Annotated in this window: 14 protein-coding genes; 11 read left to right on the top strand and 3 right to left on the bottom strand. The window is 67.6% G+C overall.

Annotated elements, in window-relative coordinates; translation table 11 throughout:
* From ACW6W5_RS11620 to ACW6W5_RS11600, 5 genes are all read left to right on the top strand, one after another.
* Complete coding sequence (locus tag ACW6W5_RS11620; RefSeq protein WP_152152935.1) at positions 1–558, top strand: DUF2878 domain-containing protein; 558 nt, start codon at positions 1–3, stop codon at positions 556–558.
* The gene (locus ACW6W5_RS11615) at positions 555–1,352 is read left to right on the top strand and encodes a DUF1295 domain-containing protein (RefSeq protein ID WP_152152933.1); all 798 of its coding nucleotides are present in this window, start codon (positions 555–557) and stop codon (positions 1,350–1,352) included. The genes ACW6W5_RS11620 and ACW6W5_RS11615 overlap by 4 nt, the downstream gene beginning before the upstream one ends.
* Positions 1,349–2,422, top strand: a complete 1,074-nt coding sequence (locus ACW6W5_RS11610; protein WP_121044276.1) for a class I SAM-dependent methyltransferase — start codon at positions 1,349–1,351, stop codon at positions 2,420–2,422. The genes ACW6W5_RS11615 and ACW6W5_RS11610 overlap by 4 nt, the downstream gene beginning before the upstream one ends.
* A 28-nt stretch (positions 2,423–2,450) precedes the next feature.
* The gene (locus ACW6W5_RS11605; RefSeq protein WP_152152931.1) at positions 2,451–2,987 is read left to right on the top strand and encodes a lipocalin family protein; all 537 of its coding nucleotides are present in this window, start codon (positions 2,451–2,453) and stop codon (positions 2,985–2,987) included.
* A gap of 144 nt (positions 2,988–3,131) precedes the next feature.
* Positions 3,132–5,021: a patatin-like phospholipase family protein gene (locus ACW6W5_RS11600; protein ID WP_152152929.1), complete on the top strand. Its 1,890-nt coding sequence runs from the start codon at positions 3,132–3,134 to the stop codon at positions 5,019–5,021.
* 22 nt (positions 5,022–5,043) lie between these two features.
* Here ACW6W5_RS11600 and ACW6W5_RS11595 read toward each other — a convergent pair whose 3' ends face one another.
* Positions 5,044–6,441, bottom strand: coding sequence for a helix-turn-helix domain-containing protein (locus ACW6W5_RS11595; protein ID WP_152152927.1), 1,398 nt, complete (start codon positions 6,439–6,441; stop codon positions 5,044–5,046).
* Between the two features lie 84 nt (positions 6,442–6,525).
* Between ACW6W5_RS11595 and ACW6W5_RS11590 the strand changes: the two genes are divergently transcribed.
* From ACW6W5_RS11590 to mmsB, 5 genes are read left to right on the top strand one after another with little or no spacing between them, the layout of a single operon-like run.
* Positions 6,526–8,031 (top strand): CoA-acylating methylmalonate-semialdehyde dehydrogenase, encoded by a 1,506-nt coding sequence (locus tag ACW6W5_RS11590; protein WP_121044264.1) that lies wholly within the window; start codon positions 6,526–6,528, stop codon positions 8,029–8,031.
* A 19-nt stretch (positions 8,032–8,050) separates the two neighbouring features.
* Complete coding sequence (locus tag ACW6W5_RS11585) at positions 8,051–9,217, top strand: acyl-CoA dehydrogenase family protein (RefSeq protein WP_121044261.1); 1,167 nt, start codon at positions 8,051–8,053, stop codon at positions 9,215–9,217.
* Positions 9,214–10,011: an enoyl-CoA hydratase gene (locus tag ACW6W5_RS11580; RefSeq protein WP_121044258.1), complete on the top strand. Its 798-nt coding sequence runs from the start codon at positions 9,214–9,216 to the stop codon at positions 10,009–10,011. Before ACW6W5_RS11585 ends, ACW6W5_RS11580 begins: the two co-directional genes overlap by 4 nt.
* Positions 10,008–11,183 (top strand): enoyl-CoA hydratase/isomerase family protein, encoded by a 1,176-nt coding sequence (locus ACW6W5_RS11575; protein ID WP_152152925.1) that lies wholly within the window; start codon positions 10,008–10,010, stop codon positions 11,181–11,183. The genes ACW6W5_RS11580 and ACW6W5_RS11575 overlap by 4 nt, the downstream gene beginning before the upstream one ends.
* Positions 11,180–12,070, top strand: a complete 891-nt coding sequence (mmsB, locus tag ACW6W5_RS11570; RefSeq protein WP_152152923.1) for a 3-hydroxyisobutyrate dehydrogenase — start codon at positions 11,180–11,182, stop codon at positions 12,068–12,070. Before ACW6W5_RS11575 ends, mmsB begins: the two co-directional genes overlap by 4 nt.
* A gap of 177 nt (positions 12,071–12,247) precedes the next feature.
* Here the strand turns inward: mmsB and ACW6W5_RS11565 are convergent, their stop codons facing one another.
* Complete coding sequence (locus ACW6W5_RS11565; protein ID WP_152152921.1) at positions 12,248–13,030, bottom strand: hypothetical protein; 783 nt, start codon at positions 13,028–13,030, stop codon at positions 12,248–12,250.
* An 88-nt stretch (positions 13,031–13,118) separates the two neighbouring features.
* Positions 13,119–13,544, bottom strand: a complete 426-nt coding sequence (locus tag ACW6W5_RS11560; RefSeq protein WP_019185509.1) for an organic hydroperoxide resistance protein — start codon at positions 13,542–13,544, stop codon at positions 13,119–13,121.
* 111 nt (positions 13,545–13,655) lie between these two features.
* On the opposite strand from ACW6W5_RS11560, the gene ACW6W5_RS11555 reads away from it, so the two are divergent.
* Positions 13,656–14,492 carry an AraC family transcriptional regulator gene (locus tag ACW6W5_RS11555; protein WP_152152919.1) on the top strand — a complete coding sequence of 279 codons (837 nt, stop codon included), beginning with the start codon at positions 13,656–13,658 and terminating at the stop codon, positions 14,490–14,492.
* The last annotated feature ends 7 nt before the right edge of the window (positions 14,493–14,499 follow it).

The raw sequence follows: 14,499 nt of genomic DNA, 5'->3' as shown, positions 1-14,499 counted from the left end.
GTGCCACGTTTCTGGGCCAACGTGATCGGCAACCAGCTGGTATGGCTGTGCGCGGTGATCGGGGCCGGCCATGGGCTGCGCTGGCCCGCGCTGTTGGCGGCGGCGGTTTACGTGGGCACTCAGTTGGTCTGGTCCGCGCAGCCGTCAGTGGAGATCAGATTGATGCTGGTGGCGATCGCCTGCGGGTTGGTCGTAGACGGGCTGGCCGGCGCCTCCGGGTGGGTGCTGTACGCAGCCGGCAATGAGCCCGCGTGGATCGCCCCGGTCTGGATCCTCGCGCTGTGGGCCGCGTTCGCGATGACGCTCACGGTGTCATTCGCGGTGCTGCAGCGGCATCTGGTTGCGGCAGCACTGGTTGGCCTGCTGCTGGCCCCGCTGGCGTATCTATCCGCCGCGCGCGGCTGGTCGTCGGTGGTGTTCGCCGCACCGCAGTGGCACGGCGTGCTGCTGCTCGGCCTGGGCTGGGCAATCGCATTGCCGGTACTTGCGGCGTGCGCCCGTCATTGGCACACCCGTGCGGTACCCCTCGCCACACTTGCTCCAGGAGACACACGATGAAGATGCTGTGGGTGGTGTGGCTGTACGCCGCCGTGATCATGACCTGGGGGTGGTGGTGGCAGCGCCGGCACCAGAACATCGGCGTGGTCGATGTGCTCTGGGCCAAGGGTGTGGGCGCGTCTGCGCTGTTGCTCGCACTGCTCGGCGATGGCGCGGCGATGCCGAGGATCGCGCTGGCGGTGCTGGGCGGGCTGTGGGGTTCACGACTGGCGCTGCACCTGTGGCACCGCGTGCGCAGCGAGCCCGAGGATGGTCGCTACCAGCATCTACGTAAGCATTGGAACGGCCACCAGGGAAAGATCTTCGGCTTCTTCCAGTTCCAGGCACTGCTGATCGTGCTGTTCGCGTTGCCCTTCGTGGCGGTGTCGGTGAATCCGGAACCACATGGCTGGGGTTGGGTGATCGCGGCCGTGGCGATGTGGCTGCTGAGCGTGGGTGGCGAATCGCTGGCGGATCGTCAGCTGGCGCGCTTCCGCGCCGATCCGGCCAACAAGGGCAAGACCTGCCGCGATGGGTTGTGGCGCTACTCGCGGCATCCCAACTATTTCTTCGAATGGCTGCACTGGTTCACCTACGTGCTGCTGGCCGTGCAGTCGCCGTTGTGGTGGCTGGCCTGGTCCGGCCCGCTGGTGATGTACGTGTTCCTGCGCTGGGTCAGCGGCATTCCCTTCACCGAGGCGCAGGCGCTGCGCTCGCGCGGTGAAGATTACCGCGAGTACCAACGCACCACGCCGATGCTGTTTCCGTGGTTCCCCTCCCGTTCGTCGTCTGCCCGCAAGGAATCTTCCCCATGAATGTCGCCAGTGACCGTCTTCCGCTGCCGGACTACGCACCGGGCCTGACCGGCCTGGCCGAGCGCGGGCTGCTGCCCGATACGCTGTTGCGGCTGGGCATCCGCCGCCAGTGCGAGCAGCGCCTGCGCGAAGAGCTTGCCGGTGGCCAGCAGGTCCAGTCGCAGCGCTTTGCCGCGCGCATCGCCGGGCTGGCCAGCAGCGCGGTCGCGCTGCATGTGGATGCGGCCAATCGGCAGCATTACGAAGTGCCGGCCGAATTCTTCCATCGCTGCCTGGGCAAGCGCCTGAAGTACAGCAGCTGCTACTACGCCACCGGCACTGAAACGCTGGACGAAGCCGAAGAGGCGATGCTCGCGCTGTACGGCGAGCGCGCACAGCTGGCCGATGGGCAACACATCCTGGAGCTGGGCTGCGGCTGGGGGTCGCTGACGCTGTGGATGGCCGAGCGCTACCCGAACGCGCAGATCACCGCCGTCTCCAACTCCAACAGCCAGCGCGAGTACATCCTGGGCCAGTGCCGTGCACGTGGCCTGATCAACGTCACCGTACTGACCCGTGACGTGAATCATCTGATGCTGGATGCGGAGACCTTCGATCGCTGCGTCTCGATCGAGATGTTCGAGCACATGCGCAACTACCCGCAGCTGCTGCAGCGCATCCACCGCTGGCTGCGGCCGGAGGGCAAGCTGTTCGTGCATATTTTCGTGCACCGCACGCTGATGTACCCGTTCGAGACCGAGGGCGAGGACAACTGGATGGGCCGCCACTTCTTCACCGGTGGCCTGATGCCCGCGGCCGATACGCTGCTGTTCTTCCAGCAGCACCTGCAGCTGCAGCAGCGCTGGCTGCTGGATGGCACCCACTACGAGCGCACCGCCAACCACTGGCTGGCCAACCAGGACCGCGAGAAAGAAGCCGTGATGGCTGTGCTGCGCCAGACCTACGGCGATGCCTCGGCTGCGTTGTGGCACCAGCGCTGGCGCATGTTCTGGATGGCCTGTGCAGAGTTGTTCGGCTACCAGCAGGGCCAGCAGTGGCAGGTCGCCCACTACCTGTTCAACCGCCCGTGATCACCCCACGTTACTGGAGGAAGCCGTCATGTCGATCCGTGCTCTCGTTCCTCTGCTGGTTGTCGGCATGATGCTCGGCGGCTGCAGCGGCAACACCCGCCCGATCCCGCCCGTGGCGCATGTCGATGTGCCGCGTTTCATGGGCGACTGGTATGTGATCGCGCATATCCCCAGCCGGCCCGAGCGGGAGGCGTTCGACGCGGTGGAATCCTACGCACTGCGTCCGGATGGCCGCATCCAGACCACCTTCCGTTATCGCAAGGGCAGCTTCCAGGCTCCGATCAAGACCATGCACCCGGTCGGAACAGTCAAGGACGGCACCGGCGGAGCGATCTGGGGCATGCAGTTCATCTGGCCGATCCAGGCCGAGTACGTGATCGTGGATCTGGATCCGGACTACAAGCAGACCATCGTGGGCCGCAGCAAGCGCGACTACATGTGGCTGATGGCGCGCACCCCGACCATCTCCGATGCCGACTACCAAGCGGCCATGACCCGCATCGCCGCGCTCGGTTACGACCTGTCCCAGGTGCGGCGCGTGCCGCAGTCCGGCAACGCCGAATAAGCCGTTCCGTGCCGCGCTTCTCAGGCCCTGAGAAGCGCGCAGGCGATACTGTCGTCATCGACCTCCCCGGCCCGGGCATCGTTGCAGGGACAGCGGGGGAGAGTGTGCGGATCGGCCGCGCACGGGCGGACAGAGGACGGCAACGTGGCGGACAAGTACTGCGATCTGGTCATGAAGGGCGGCATCACCAGCGGCATCGTGTATCCCAACGCGGTGCTGTCGCTGGCGCGCGAGTACCGCTTCAAGAGCATCGGCGGCACCTCGGCCGGCGCCATTGCCGCCGCCGTGGCAGCGGCGGCCGCGCTGGGCGACCGGCGCCGCCAGGCCGGTGAGCCGGTCGCGGCGGCGGTGGGCTTTCCGGGGTTGGCCGAGGTCTCGGCGCAGCTGTCCCGGCAGGGCTTCATCCACAGTCTGTTCCAGCCGGCATATGGCGCGCGTACCGCGTATCGCCTGCTGGTGATGCTCACCGGCAAGGCCGGCCTGCTGCGCAAGATCGCCTGTCTGCTCGCGGCGGTATTCGCGATCGCGCCGCTGGAGGTGCTGGTGTCGCTGGCCGGCCTGCTGGGCATCGGTTACCTGGCCGGTGGCATTGATGGCATCTGGGCGACGTTGCTGCCCTCGCTGCTGTGCGCCTACGGGGCCGGCGTGCTGGCCTCGGCGCTGCGCGTTGCCCGCGTCGCCCGCCGCAACCTGCTGGGCCTGTGCACTGGCAGCACCCAGCCGAACGCCTCCGCGCCGGCGCTGACGGATTGGCTGCATACCCAGCTGCAGGCCTTGGCCGGCAAGCCGCATGACCAGCCATTGACCTTCGGCGATCTGCATACGGCCCCACGCTATCCCGGCGAGCCCAGCGGTGCGCACGCGATCACGCTGCAAATGATCACCACCTGCGTGTCGCACAGCGAGCCGCGCACGCTGCCGTTCAACGCGGCGCACTTCTGGTTCCTCCGCGAGGAGTTCGCGCAGCTGTTCCCGGCCAGCGTGGTCGCGTGGCTGGTTGCACGGGCCGGCGCACCAGAGCGGGTCGATGGGCGCGATTACTACCGTCTGGTCGATGGCGAGGAACTGCCAGTACTGGTCGCCACGCGCATGAGCCTGAGCTTCCCGCTGCTGATCAGTGCGGTGCCGCTGCACGAGCCGGCCCGTCGCGAACGCCGCTGTGAGCCGGTGGCCGATGCCGAGCCCCCGCGCGACAACACCAACGTGGCCGACAGCATGGAAGGGCTCACCAGTGGTGGCCAGAGCTGTGGTCCGGTGATCACCGCCTTCCGCGTGTGCTGGTTCTCCGATGGCGGGATCAGCAGCAACTTCCCGATCCATCTGTTCGACGCCGCGCTGCCGCGCTGGCCGACCTTCGGCATCAATCTGGTGTATCCGCGCCACGCCGATGCGGTCAGCGTGCTGGCCCACGGCGATGCGCATGCGCGGGCGGAGCAGGCGGTCTTCCTGCCGACCGAGAACCGCCATGGCTGGCAGCGTACCTACCATTCCATCGCGCAGCCGCTGGCCGCCGCGGAGATGTCCGGCTTTCTGTTCTCGATCGTCTCGACCATGCAGAACTGGCGCGATGTGCTGCAGGCCCGCGCGCCGGGCTACCGTGACCGCATCGTGCATGTGGCGCTGGAGGGCGACGAAGGCGGCATGAACCTGGACATGCCACAGGCCGTGCTCAGCCGCATCGCCGACAAGGGCAGCATTGCCGGCGAGCGCTTCTGCGATTTCTCGTTCGCCAATCACTACTGGATCCGGTGGCGCAACCTGGCCTCGGCCTACCAGCGCTACACGCTGGATGTGGCGCGCACCGACGACCCCGCGCAGCGGGTGGCGGCATACCAAGCGGCGTATCAAAGTGTGGCCACCGGCACGCCGGTGCCGCCGTCCTACCGCCTGAGCTCGGAAGACAAACGCCGCGAATCACAGCAGTTGTGGCGGCACATGGTCGAGCAGGGCCAGACCTGGGAAGACCTCGGGCCGGACCTCACCGACGGTGCGCCACGGCCGCTGCCGCAGATGAAGGTGACGCCGATCTACTGAGGGTTTCCGCCACCGGGCCGCATCATCCCCGCCCCGGCAGCTGCGGGAACGCGCGCTGCATGCAATCCTCGCGCGGGCATACCCGGCAGCCCGGGCCGATCGAGACCGAGTTGCCCGGGCTCTGGATATCCAGCCCGCGCGTGTAGATCAACCGCTCGGCGTGCTGCAGATCGCAGCCCAGCGCCACCGCGAAGGTCTTGCGCGGCTGGCCATGCCCGATCGGGCCGCTGCTCACCTGCCGCGCCAGCCAGAAGTGGCGGCGTCCGTCAGGCATCCGCGCGGTCTGGGTCAGTACGCGCCCAGGTTGGTTGAAGGCTTCGTACACGATCCACAATGGGCATGAGCCGCCCACCTGTGAGAAGTGGAAATCGGTGGCCGAATGCCGTTTGGAGACATTGCCGGCGCGGTCCACGCGGATGAAGAAGAACGGCAGGCCGGGCGCGCTGCGTCGCGCCAGCGTGCTCAAGCGGTGGCAGACCGCCTCGAAGCCCACGCCGAAGCGATGGGCCAGGGCATCGATGTCGTACGCGCTGTGCTCGGCGGCGCGCAGGAACTGCGCATACGGCATCACCAGCGCGCCGGCGAAGTAGTTGGACATGCCGATCCGCGCCTGCGCGATCTGCTCCGCTTCGCGGAAGCCGGCGCGTGCGATCACCGCATCGATCTGCGCCGCGTAGCCGAGCAGGGCCAGCTCGGCGGCCATCTGGAACGCCTGCTGGCCCGGCTCCAGGTAGTCGGGCAGCCACAAGGTGCGGCTGCCGCCGTCGTAGACGCGCTTCTCGCGCCCGGCCTGCAGCGGCCCCACTTCCACCAGCACGCCGTGGCGGTCGGCCAGCAGCTGGCGCAGGCGCGGCGCCACATGCCCGGCCACCAGCCCCCATTCGCCGAACAACTGCTCGGCCAGGTCATCCAGCTCGGGGATGTGGTTGTGCATGCGGTTGAAGAAATCGCGGACCTGGTCGCCCGCGGGCAGCGCCTGCCCGGCGTGCACATCGCCCAGCTGGAACTCCAGCGCGGCGGCATGCTCGCGCAGCATCAGGTGGCGGCGGTGCAGGTCGAGCAGGGCACGGCTGATCTGCGGCAGGTTGCCCGCCATCGCGCGCAGCTCGGTGCTGCTGACATCGGCCAGGCCCAGGTCGCGCAGAGTCTCGCCCAGCGATTCCTGCAGCGCGCCGGGGTCATCGACCTCGAACAGCTCGCTGACGTCGCCCAGTACGTCGCGCAGCTTGCCCTGCACCGCCGGGGTCAGCGGCCGCTTGTTGCGCTCGATCTGGTTCAGGTAGCTGGCCGACAGCCCCAGTGCCTTGGCCAGCGCCAGCTGGCTGTAGCCGCGCTGCTCGCGCAGCTTGAGCAGGCGCAGGCCGATCTGGCGTTGGACGGGCTGGCTATTCACAGAATTCACAAAAATCGTAGCGGGCATTGGCCAGATTAAGCGCATACAGCCCGGAAATCGAGGATGGCACTGTGAATAATGCAAACAACTTTCAACCCGCCGGGATTGTCCATGACTGTTGCAGCGCCCCGTATCCGCATGTTGATCGATGGCCAGTTCATCGAATCGGCCAGCTCGCAGTGGCAGAACGTGGTCAATCCGGCCACCCAGGACGTCCTGGCCCAGGTTCCGTTTGCCACCCCCGGTGAAGTCGACGCGGCCGTCGCCTCGGCCAAGGAAGCCTTCAAGACCTGGCGCAAGACCCCGATCGGCACCCGCGCGCGCATCTTCCTGAAGTACCAGCAGCTGATCCGCGAGAACATGAGCGAGCTGGCCCACATCCTCAGCGCCGAGCAGGGCAAGACCGTGCCGGATGCCGAGGGCGATGTGTTCCGTGGCCTGGAAGTGGTCGAGCACGCTGCCGCGATCGGCAACCTGCAGCTCGGCGAGCTGGCCAACAACGTGGCCAACGGCGTGGACACCTACACCCTGCTGCAGCCGCTCGGCGTCTGCGCGGGCATCACCCCGTTCAACTTCCCGGCGATGATTCCGCTGTGGATGTTCCCGATGGCCATCGCCACCGGCAATACCTTCATCCTCAAGCCGTCCGAACAGGACCCGATGGTCACCATGCGCCTGGTCGAACTGGCGCTGGAAGCCGGCATTCCCAAGGGCGTGCTGAACGTCGTGCACGGTGGCGAAGACGTGGTCAACGCGATCTGCGACCACCCGGACATCAAGGCCGTTTCGTTCGTGGGTTCCACCCGCGTCGGCACCCACGTGTACAACCGCGCCTCGCTGGCCGGCAAGCGCGTGCAGTGCATGATGGGCGCCAAGAACCACGCCGTGGTGCTGCCGGACGCCAACAAGGAACAGAGCCTCAACGCGATGGTCGGTGCCGCCTTCGGTGCGGCCGGCCAGCGCTGCATGGCCGCCTCCACCCTGGTGCTGGTCGGCGAAGCGCGCGAGTGGGTACCGGACCTGGTGGCCAAGGCCAAGACGTTGAAGGTCAGCGGCGGCAGTGTCGCCGGGACCGATGTCGGCCCGGTGATCTCCTGCGCCGCGCGTGAGCGTGTCGAAGGCCTGATCGCCTCGGGCGTGGAGCAGGGCGCCAAGCTGGTGCTCGATGGCCGCAACCCGCAGGTCGATGGCTTCGAGAAGGGCAACTTCGTTGGCCCGACCATCTTCGCCGGCGTCAAGCCGGGCATGCGCGTGTACGACGAGGAAATCTTCGGGCCGGTGCTGGTGATCCTCGAAGCGGACACGCTCGAAGACGCCATCGCACTGATCAACGCCAACCCGAACGGCAACGGCACTGCACTGTTCACCCAGTCCGGTGCGGCCGCCCGCAAGTTCCAGGAAGACATCGACGTCGGCCAGGTCGGCATCAACGTGCCGATCCCGGTGCCGGTGCCGCTGTTCTCGTTCACCGGCTCGCGTGCCTCCAAGCTCGGCGACCTGGGCCCGTACGGCAAGCAGGTGGTGATGTTCTACACCCAGACCAAGACGATCACCTCGCGCTGGTTCGATGACGAGACGCTGGGTCATGGCGTCAACACCACCATCAGCCTGAAGTAAGCAACAACGGAGTTCGACCATGAGCCACTCGATGACGACGGAACTCGACGAAGCGCAGCAGGCCTATAGAGAGGCAGCGCGTGACTTCGCCCAGGCCGAACTGGCGCCGCACGCCGCGCGATGGGATGCGGAGGGCATCTTTCCGCGCGAGGCGATCGCCAAGGCAGGGGAACTCGGGTTCTGTGGGTTGTACATGGATCCCGAGGTCGGTGGCAGCGGCTTGAGCCGTCTGGACGCCGCCGTCGTCATCGAGGAGCTCGCCAATGTGGATCCGTCCACGGCGGCCTATGTCAGCATCCACAACATGGCGTCGTGGATGGTGGCCAAGTGGGGCCAGCAGAGCCTGCGTGCCGCGTGGGGCGCAGACCTCTCCTCCGGCACCAAGCTGGCCTCGTACTGCCTGACCGAGCCGGGTGCCGGCTCGGACGCGGCCTCGCTGAAAACCAGCGCGGTGCGTGACGGCGACGATTACGTACTCAATGGCTCCAAGGCCTTCATCTCCGGCGCAGGTGCCACCGAACTGCTGGTGGTGATGGCGCGTACGGGTGGCCCGGGCGCGGGCGGCATCAGCGCGATCGCGGTGCCGGCCGATCTGCCGGGCATCAGCTACGGCCGCAAGGAAGAGAAGATGGGCTGGAACAGCCAGCCGACCCGTGGCATCACGTTCGAGAACGTGCGCGTGCCGGTCAGCCATCTGCTCGGCGAGGAAGGCAGCGGTTTCAAGCTGGCCATGAAGGGCCTGGACGGCGGCCGCATCAACATCGCCGCCTGTTCGCTGGGCGCTGCCCAGGGTGCACTGGATGCCGCCCGCCGTTACATGGGCGAGCGCCGCCAGTTCGGCAAGGCGTTGTCCGAGTTCCAGGCGCTGCAGTTCAAGCTGGCCGACATGGCCACCCAACTGGTCGCCGCCCGGCAGATGGTGCACACCGCCGCGCGCAAGCTCGACGCGGGTGCCAGCGATGCCAACGTGTGGTGCGCGATGGCCAAGCGCTTCGCCACCGATGCCGGTTTCAACATCTGCAACGATGCGCTGCAGATCCACGGCGGCTACGGCTACATCCGTGAATACCCGATTGAACGGCTGCTGCGCGATTCGCGCGTGCACCAGATTCTGGAGGGCACCAACGAGATCATGCGTGTGATCGTGGCCCGCCACCTGCTCAACACTGAAGAGGAACTGCGATGATGGAGTGGCGCCAGCATGATCATGTGGGCCTGAAGGTCGAGGCCGATGGCCACGTCGCGGTCATCACCCTCAACAATCCGCCGGCGCATACCTGGACCGTGCACAGCCTGTCCGCGCTGCGCGATCTGGTCGGCGCACTCAATGCAGACCGCGATATCTACGCGCTGGTGATCACCGGCGATGGCGAGAAATTCTTCTCTGCCGGCGCCGACCTGAAGCAGTTCGCCTCCGGCGACAAGGCCGCCGCACGCGAAGCTGCACGTCGCTTCGGCGAGGCGTTCGAAGCCCTGTCCGGGTTCCGTGGTGTCTCCATCGCGGCAATCAACGGCTACGCGATGGGCGGCGGCCTGGAATGCGCGCTGGCCTGCGACCTGCGCATCATCGAAGAACACGCCCAGGTGGCGCTGCCGGAGGCCACCGTCGGCCTGCTGCCGTGCGCCGGCGGCACCCAGAACCTGCCGCGTCTGGTCGGCGAAGGCTGGGCCAAGCGCATGATCCTGCTGGGCGAGCGCATCGATGCGGATACCGCACTGCGTATCGGCCTGGTCGAAGAAAAGGTCGCCAAGGGCGAAGCCAAGGCACTGGCGCTGGCCTGGGCGCACAAGGCCGGCAAGCAGAGCCCGACCAGCATCGCCGCGTGCAAGACGCTGGTGCAGGCCACCCGCAGCGGCACCCATGCTTCGGCACTGGTCGCCGAGCGCGAGGCCTTCGTCGATCTGTTCGACAGCGCCGACCAGGCCGAGGGCGTGAACGCCTTCCTGGAAAAGCGCACTGCGCAATGGAAAAACGCATGAGCACCGCCGTCGCTCATGACGAGGCGCCGGTGCTGTTCGAAGAACGCGCTGCCGGTAATGGCACGCGCATCGGCATCGCCACGCTCAACGCCGCGCGCACCCTCAACGGGTTCTCGCTGCCGATGGCGCACCTGCTGCGTGAGCGGCTGGAGGCCTGGGCCGTTGATGACGGCATCGCGCTGGTCGTGCTGCAGGGCGCGGGCGAAAAAGCCTTCTGCGCCGGCGGCGACCTGCACAGCCTGTACCGCAGCATGGTCGACTACCGCGAGAGCGGAAAGACCGACATCCGCGACAACGCCTACGCCGCTGAATTCTTCGACGTCGAGTACCGCGTCGACTACGCGATCCACACCTATCCCAAGCCGATCCTGTGCTGGGGCCATGGCATCGTCATGGGCGGTGGCATCGGCCTGATGTCCGGCGCCAGCCACCGCGTGGTCAGCGAGCGCTCCAAGCTGGCGTTCCCGGAGATCACCGTCGGCCTGTTCCCGGACGTGGGCGGCAGCTGGCTGCTGCCGCGCGTGCCCGGCCACGGCGGCCTGTTCCTGGCCCTGACCGGCGCGCCGCTCAACGCAGGCGATGCGATCTACGCCGGCCTGGCGGATATCCACATCGCCGAGGCACAGCGCGAGACCGTGTTCAATGCGCTGGCGGACGTGCACTGGAGCCACGAGGCCAAGCGCAACCACGAACAGTTGACCGCGCTGCTGCAGCAGCACGCCAGCGATGCGGCCACCGGCCCGTTGCTGCGCAATGCCGCCACCGTGGATGCGCTGTGCGCCGGTGACGACGTCAGCGCGATCGTCGAGGCGATCCTTGCCCTGGAGACCGAGGACGCCTGGTTGAAGACCGCGCAGGCCACGCTCGCCGCCGGTGCGCCCGGCTCGGCGCGGCTCGCGTTCGAGCTGCAGCGCCTGGCCGAGGGCGCCTCGTTGGCCGAGGTCTACCGCATCGAGTACATCGCAGCACTGCATGCGGCCGCCCATGGCGATTTCGCCGAAGGCATCCGCGCGCTGCTGATCGACAAGGACCGCACCCCGAAGTGGCAGCCGCGCACGCTGGCGGACGCCACGGCCGAGTGGGCCCGCACCTTTTTCGTTTCGCCGTGGTCCGATGCTGCGCATCCGCTGGCCGACCTCGGTGCCACCGTCCCTGAAAGGAGCCACGCATGAGCCGTATTGCATTCATCGGGTTGGGCAACATGGGTGGCCCGATGGCCGCCAACCTGGCCAAAGCCGGTCACGCCGTGCGCGTGTTCGATCTGGTGCCGGCTGCCGTGCAGGCCGCCGTCGATGCCGGCGCCACCGCCGCCAGCTCCGCGCTGGATACGCTGACCGACGCCGAGATCGTCATCTCGATGCTGCCCGCCAGCCGCCACGTGGAAGGCGTTTACCTCGGTGACGATGGCCTGCTGGCCGATATCCCGGGTGGCGCGCTGATCATCGATTGCAGCACCATCGCCCCGGCCACCGCCCGCAAGGTCGCCGAAGCGGCCGCGGCGCGTGGCCTGCAGATGCTGGATGCCCCGGTGTCCGGCGGTACCGCAGGAGCACAGGCCGGCACGCTGACCTTCATCGTCGGTGGCGAAGCCGAGGCACTGGAGCGGGCGCGCCCGCTGCTGCAGGCGATGGGCAAGAACATCTTCCATGTCGGCGCCAGCGGTGCCGGCCAGGTGGCCAAGCTGTGCAACAACATGGCGCTGGGCGTGATCATGGCGGTGACCGGTGAATCGATCGCGCTGGGCGTCGCGCACGGGCTGGACCCGAAGGTGCTCTCGCAGATGATGGCGGTCAGCACCGGCCGCAGCTGGGCCACCGAAGTGTGCAACCCGTGGCCCGGCGTGCTGGAAAACGCCCCGGCCTCGCGCGGCTACAGCGGCGGTTTCGGCAGCGATTTGATGCTCAAGGACATGGGCCTGGCGGTGGAAGCAGCGATGAGTGTCGGTGCCTCGATCCCGCTGGGCGAGCTTGCCCGCAACCTGTATTCGATGAACCACCAGGCCGGTCGCGGCAAGCTGGATTTCTCCAGCGTGGTGCAGCTGATCACGCACGACGAATAAAGGCCGGATCCGGTAGTGCCGGCCGCTGGCCGGCAACGACGGTAACCCAGGTAGGCAACGACCGTTGGTCGTAGCAGCCGAACAAGATGCATCCCGTGGTCAGCCACGGGATCCACCGCGGTGGGATGGGCGGTTGCCAGACGTTCGCGTCAGGCAGCCGCCCATTTTTTTATCGGGTCACTCGGCCGTCGACGGCACGCGCGGCAAGTCCCGGCAGCGTGCCTGCATGCGCTCGCCACCGGGTGTGCCAGCGCGGATCTCCCCGTCCTGCAACCACCCGTAGATTTCGCGCCGCACGCGATACGCCGCATCCGCTGACTCGACCACGTCTGCATTGTCGCTGGCGAGCGGGGCACCCGGCAGCGCCGCCTCCGGGATCGTGCCCAGGACCGCCAGCTGCGTGCACAGACCGGCGTAGTAGGCCGTGCGCTCGTCAACTGCACCGCGATCACCGGCGGCGAAGCCCAGGGCATGGAAGGTCTCATGAGCGACCAGGTCCACGAGATTGGCCTCGGTCCGCGCGCGCGCTTCGTACACCCGCATGGCCAAGGTCAGATGCGGCACGCGGAAGCGCAGCGATCGGGTGCGCAGGTCCAGGCGTGTTCCGTGGGGCACGAGCAGCGCCGTATAGGCCGCGCGCCGGTCGGGATACCACTGCTGCGCGTGGCGTGCAGCGGCATCAATCAGGGCGCAGGCATCGGTAGCCGGCAGGGTCGCCGGCGGATAGGCCGCGATCCGGATGCGGGTTGCCGCGTCAGGACAGGCGTAGGTCTCTGGCAGCCCGGGCGCAGCCGTGCCGGGCAGATACAGATCGGTCACCACATGCACGAACCCGGCGCCGCGGACGAGAGACAGCGCGTTCATCCCGTTCGAGGCGATCGCCTCGGGTGGCGCGATGGGAGCCGTAACGCAGCCCCCCAGAGAACCGCTGAGCAACAGCGCGGCCAGAATCCTGTGCATGTCCGTTTGCCAGTGAGGATCGTCTGGCCAGTCTACCGGTGGCGACGGGGCTGTGTGCCCGTCGCCACGGCAGGTCATGCGGAGGGGATCAGACCACCGTCAGCGTCACGTCGATGTTGCCGCGGGTCGCATTCGAGTACGGGCACACGATGTGCGCCTTCTGCACGAGCTCTTCGACCTGCTCGCGCGGCAGGCCCGGGACCGAGATCTCCAGCGCCACTTCGATGCCGAAGCCGGTCGGGATCTGGCCGATGCCGACCTTGCCGGTGATCTGCGTTTCCGCCGGCAGGGCGACCTTGGCCTGGCCAGCCACGTACTTCAGCGCGCCCAGGAAGCAGGCCGAGTAGCCTGCGGCGAACAGCTGCTCCGGGTTGGTGCCCGGGCCGCCCGCACCGCCGAGCTCGCGCGGGGTGGAAAGCTGGATGTCCAGCACGTTGTCGGAGGAGACGGCGCGGCCGTCGCGGCCGCCGTTGGCAGTGGCTTGGGCGGTATACAGAACGTTGGCAATGGACATGGAAATCTCCTGCGGAGTGAAAGGGGGTGGGCCAGATGGCAGGTGTACTGTGCGCGCCCGCCTCGTACTTGTGGCAACATTTCGTCCAGAAAACTTGATCTGGAGTCCGCCATGGTCGACCGACTGCAATCCCTGCTGGACCGTTTCGCGGTGTCTGCGGAGGTCTTCCACGCTGGCGCGCTGTGCGGCATCAACGATCTGCCCGGCGATGGCGAGCGTGGCCAGCTGCATCTGATCCGCGACGGCGATGTGCGCGTCGAGCACCCGGATGGCAGCACGCTGCAGATCACCACGCCCAGCGTGCTGCTGTACCCGCGCCCGCTCGCGCACCGCTTCGTCACCGATGCCACGCCGGGCGCGGATTTCGCGTGCGCCAACCTGCAGTTCGAAGGGGGCGCCAACAACCCGGTCGCCGCTGCCCTGCCGCCGATCGTGTGCCTGCCGCTGGAGGGCTTGTACGGCGGCCAGCCGGTGCTGTCACTGCTGTTCGAAGAAGCCTTCGCACAGCGCTGCGGCCGCCAGGCGCTGCTGGATCGTCTGTTTGAAGTCGTGCTCATCCAGATCCTGCGCGCGCTGATGGAAAGCGGTCAGATCCGCGTCGGCCTGCTCGCGGGCATGGCCCATCCGCGCCTGCGTCACGCGCTGGTGGCGATGCATGAAGCGCCCGCCGACGAGTGGACGCTGGAGTCGCTCGCGCAGCGCGCCGGCATGTCACGCAGCGCCTTCGCCGACAGCTTCCGCGACACCATCGGCAGCACGCCCGGCCACTACCTGCAGGGCTGGCGCACCCGCCTGGTGCAGCAGGCGCTGCGCCGCGGCCAGCCGCTCAAGCGCATCGCCATCGACGTGGGCTACGGCAGCGAAGCAGCGTTGTCGCGCGCGTTCAAAGCGCAGACCGGGCAGTCGCCGCGGCAGTGGAAGCAGGGCAGTGTGGCCGCCGAACGATAACGCGATG

Source organism: Stenotrophomonas sp. IS26, from assembly GCF_054188265.1.
The sequence above is the reverse complement of the archived record's forward strand: the minus strand, read 5'-3'. Positions and strand labels throughout refer to the sequence as shown.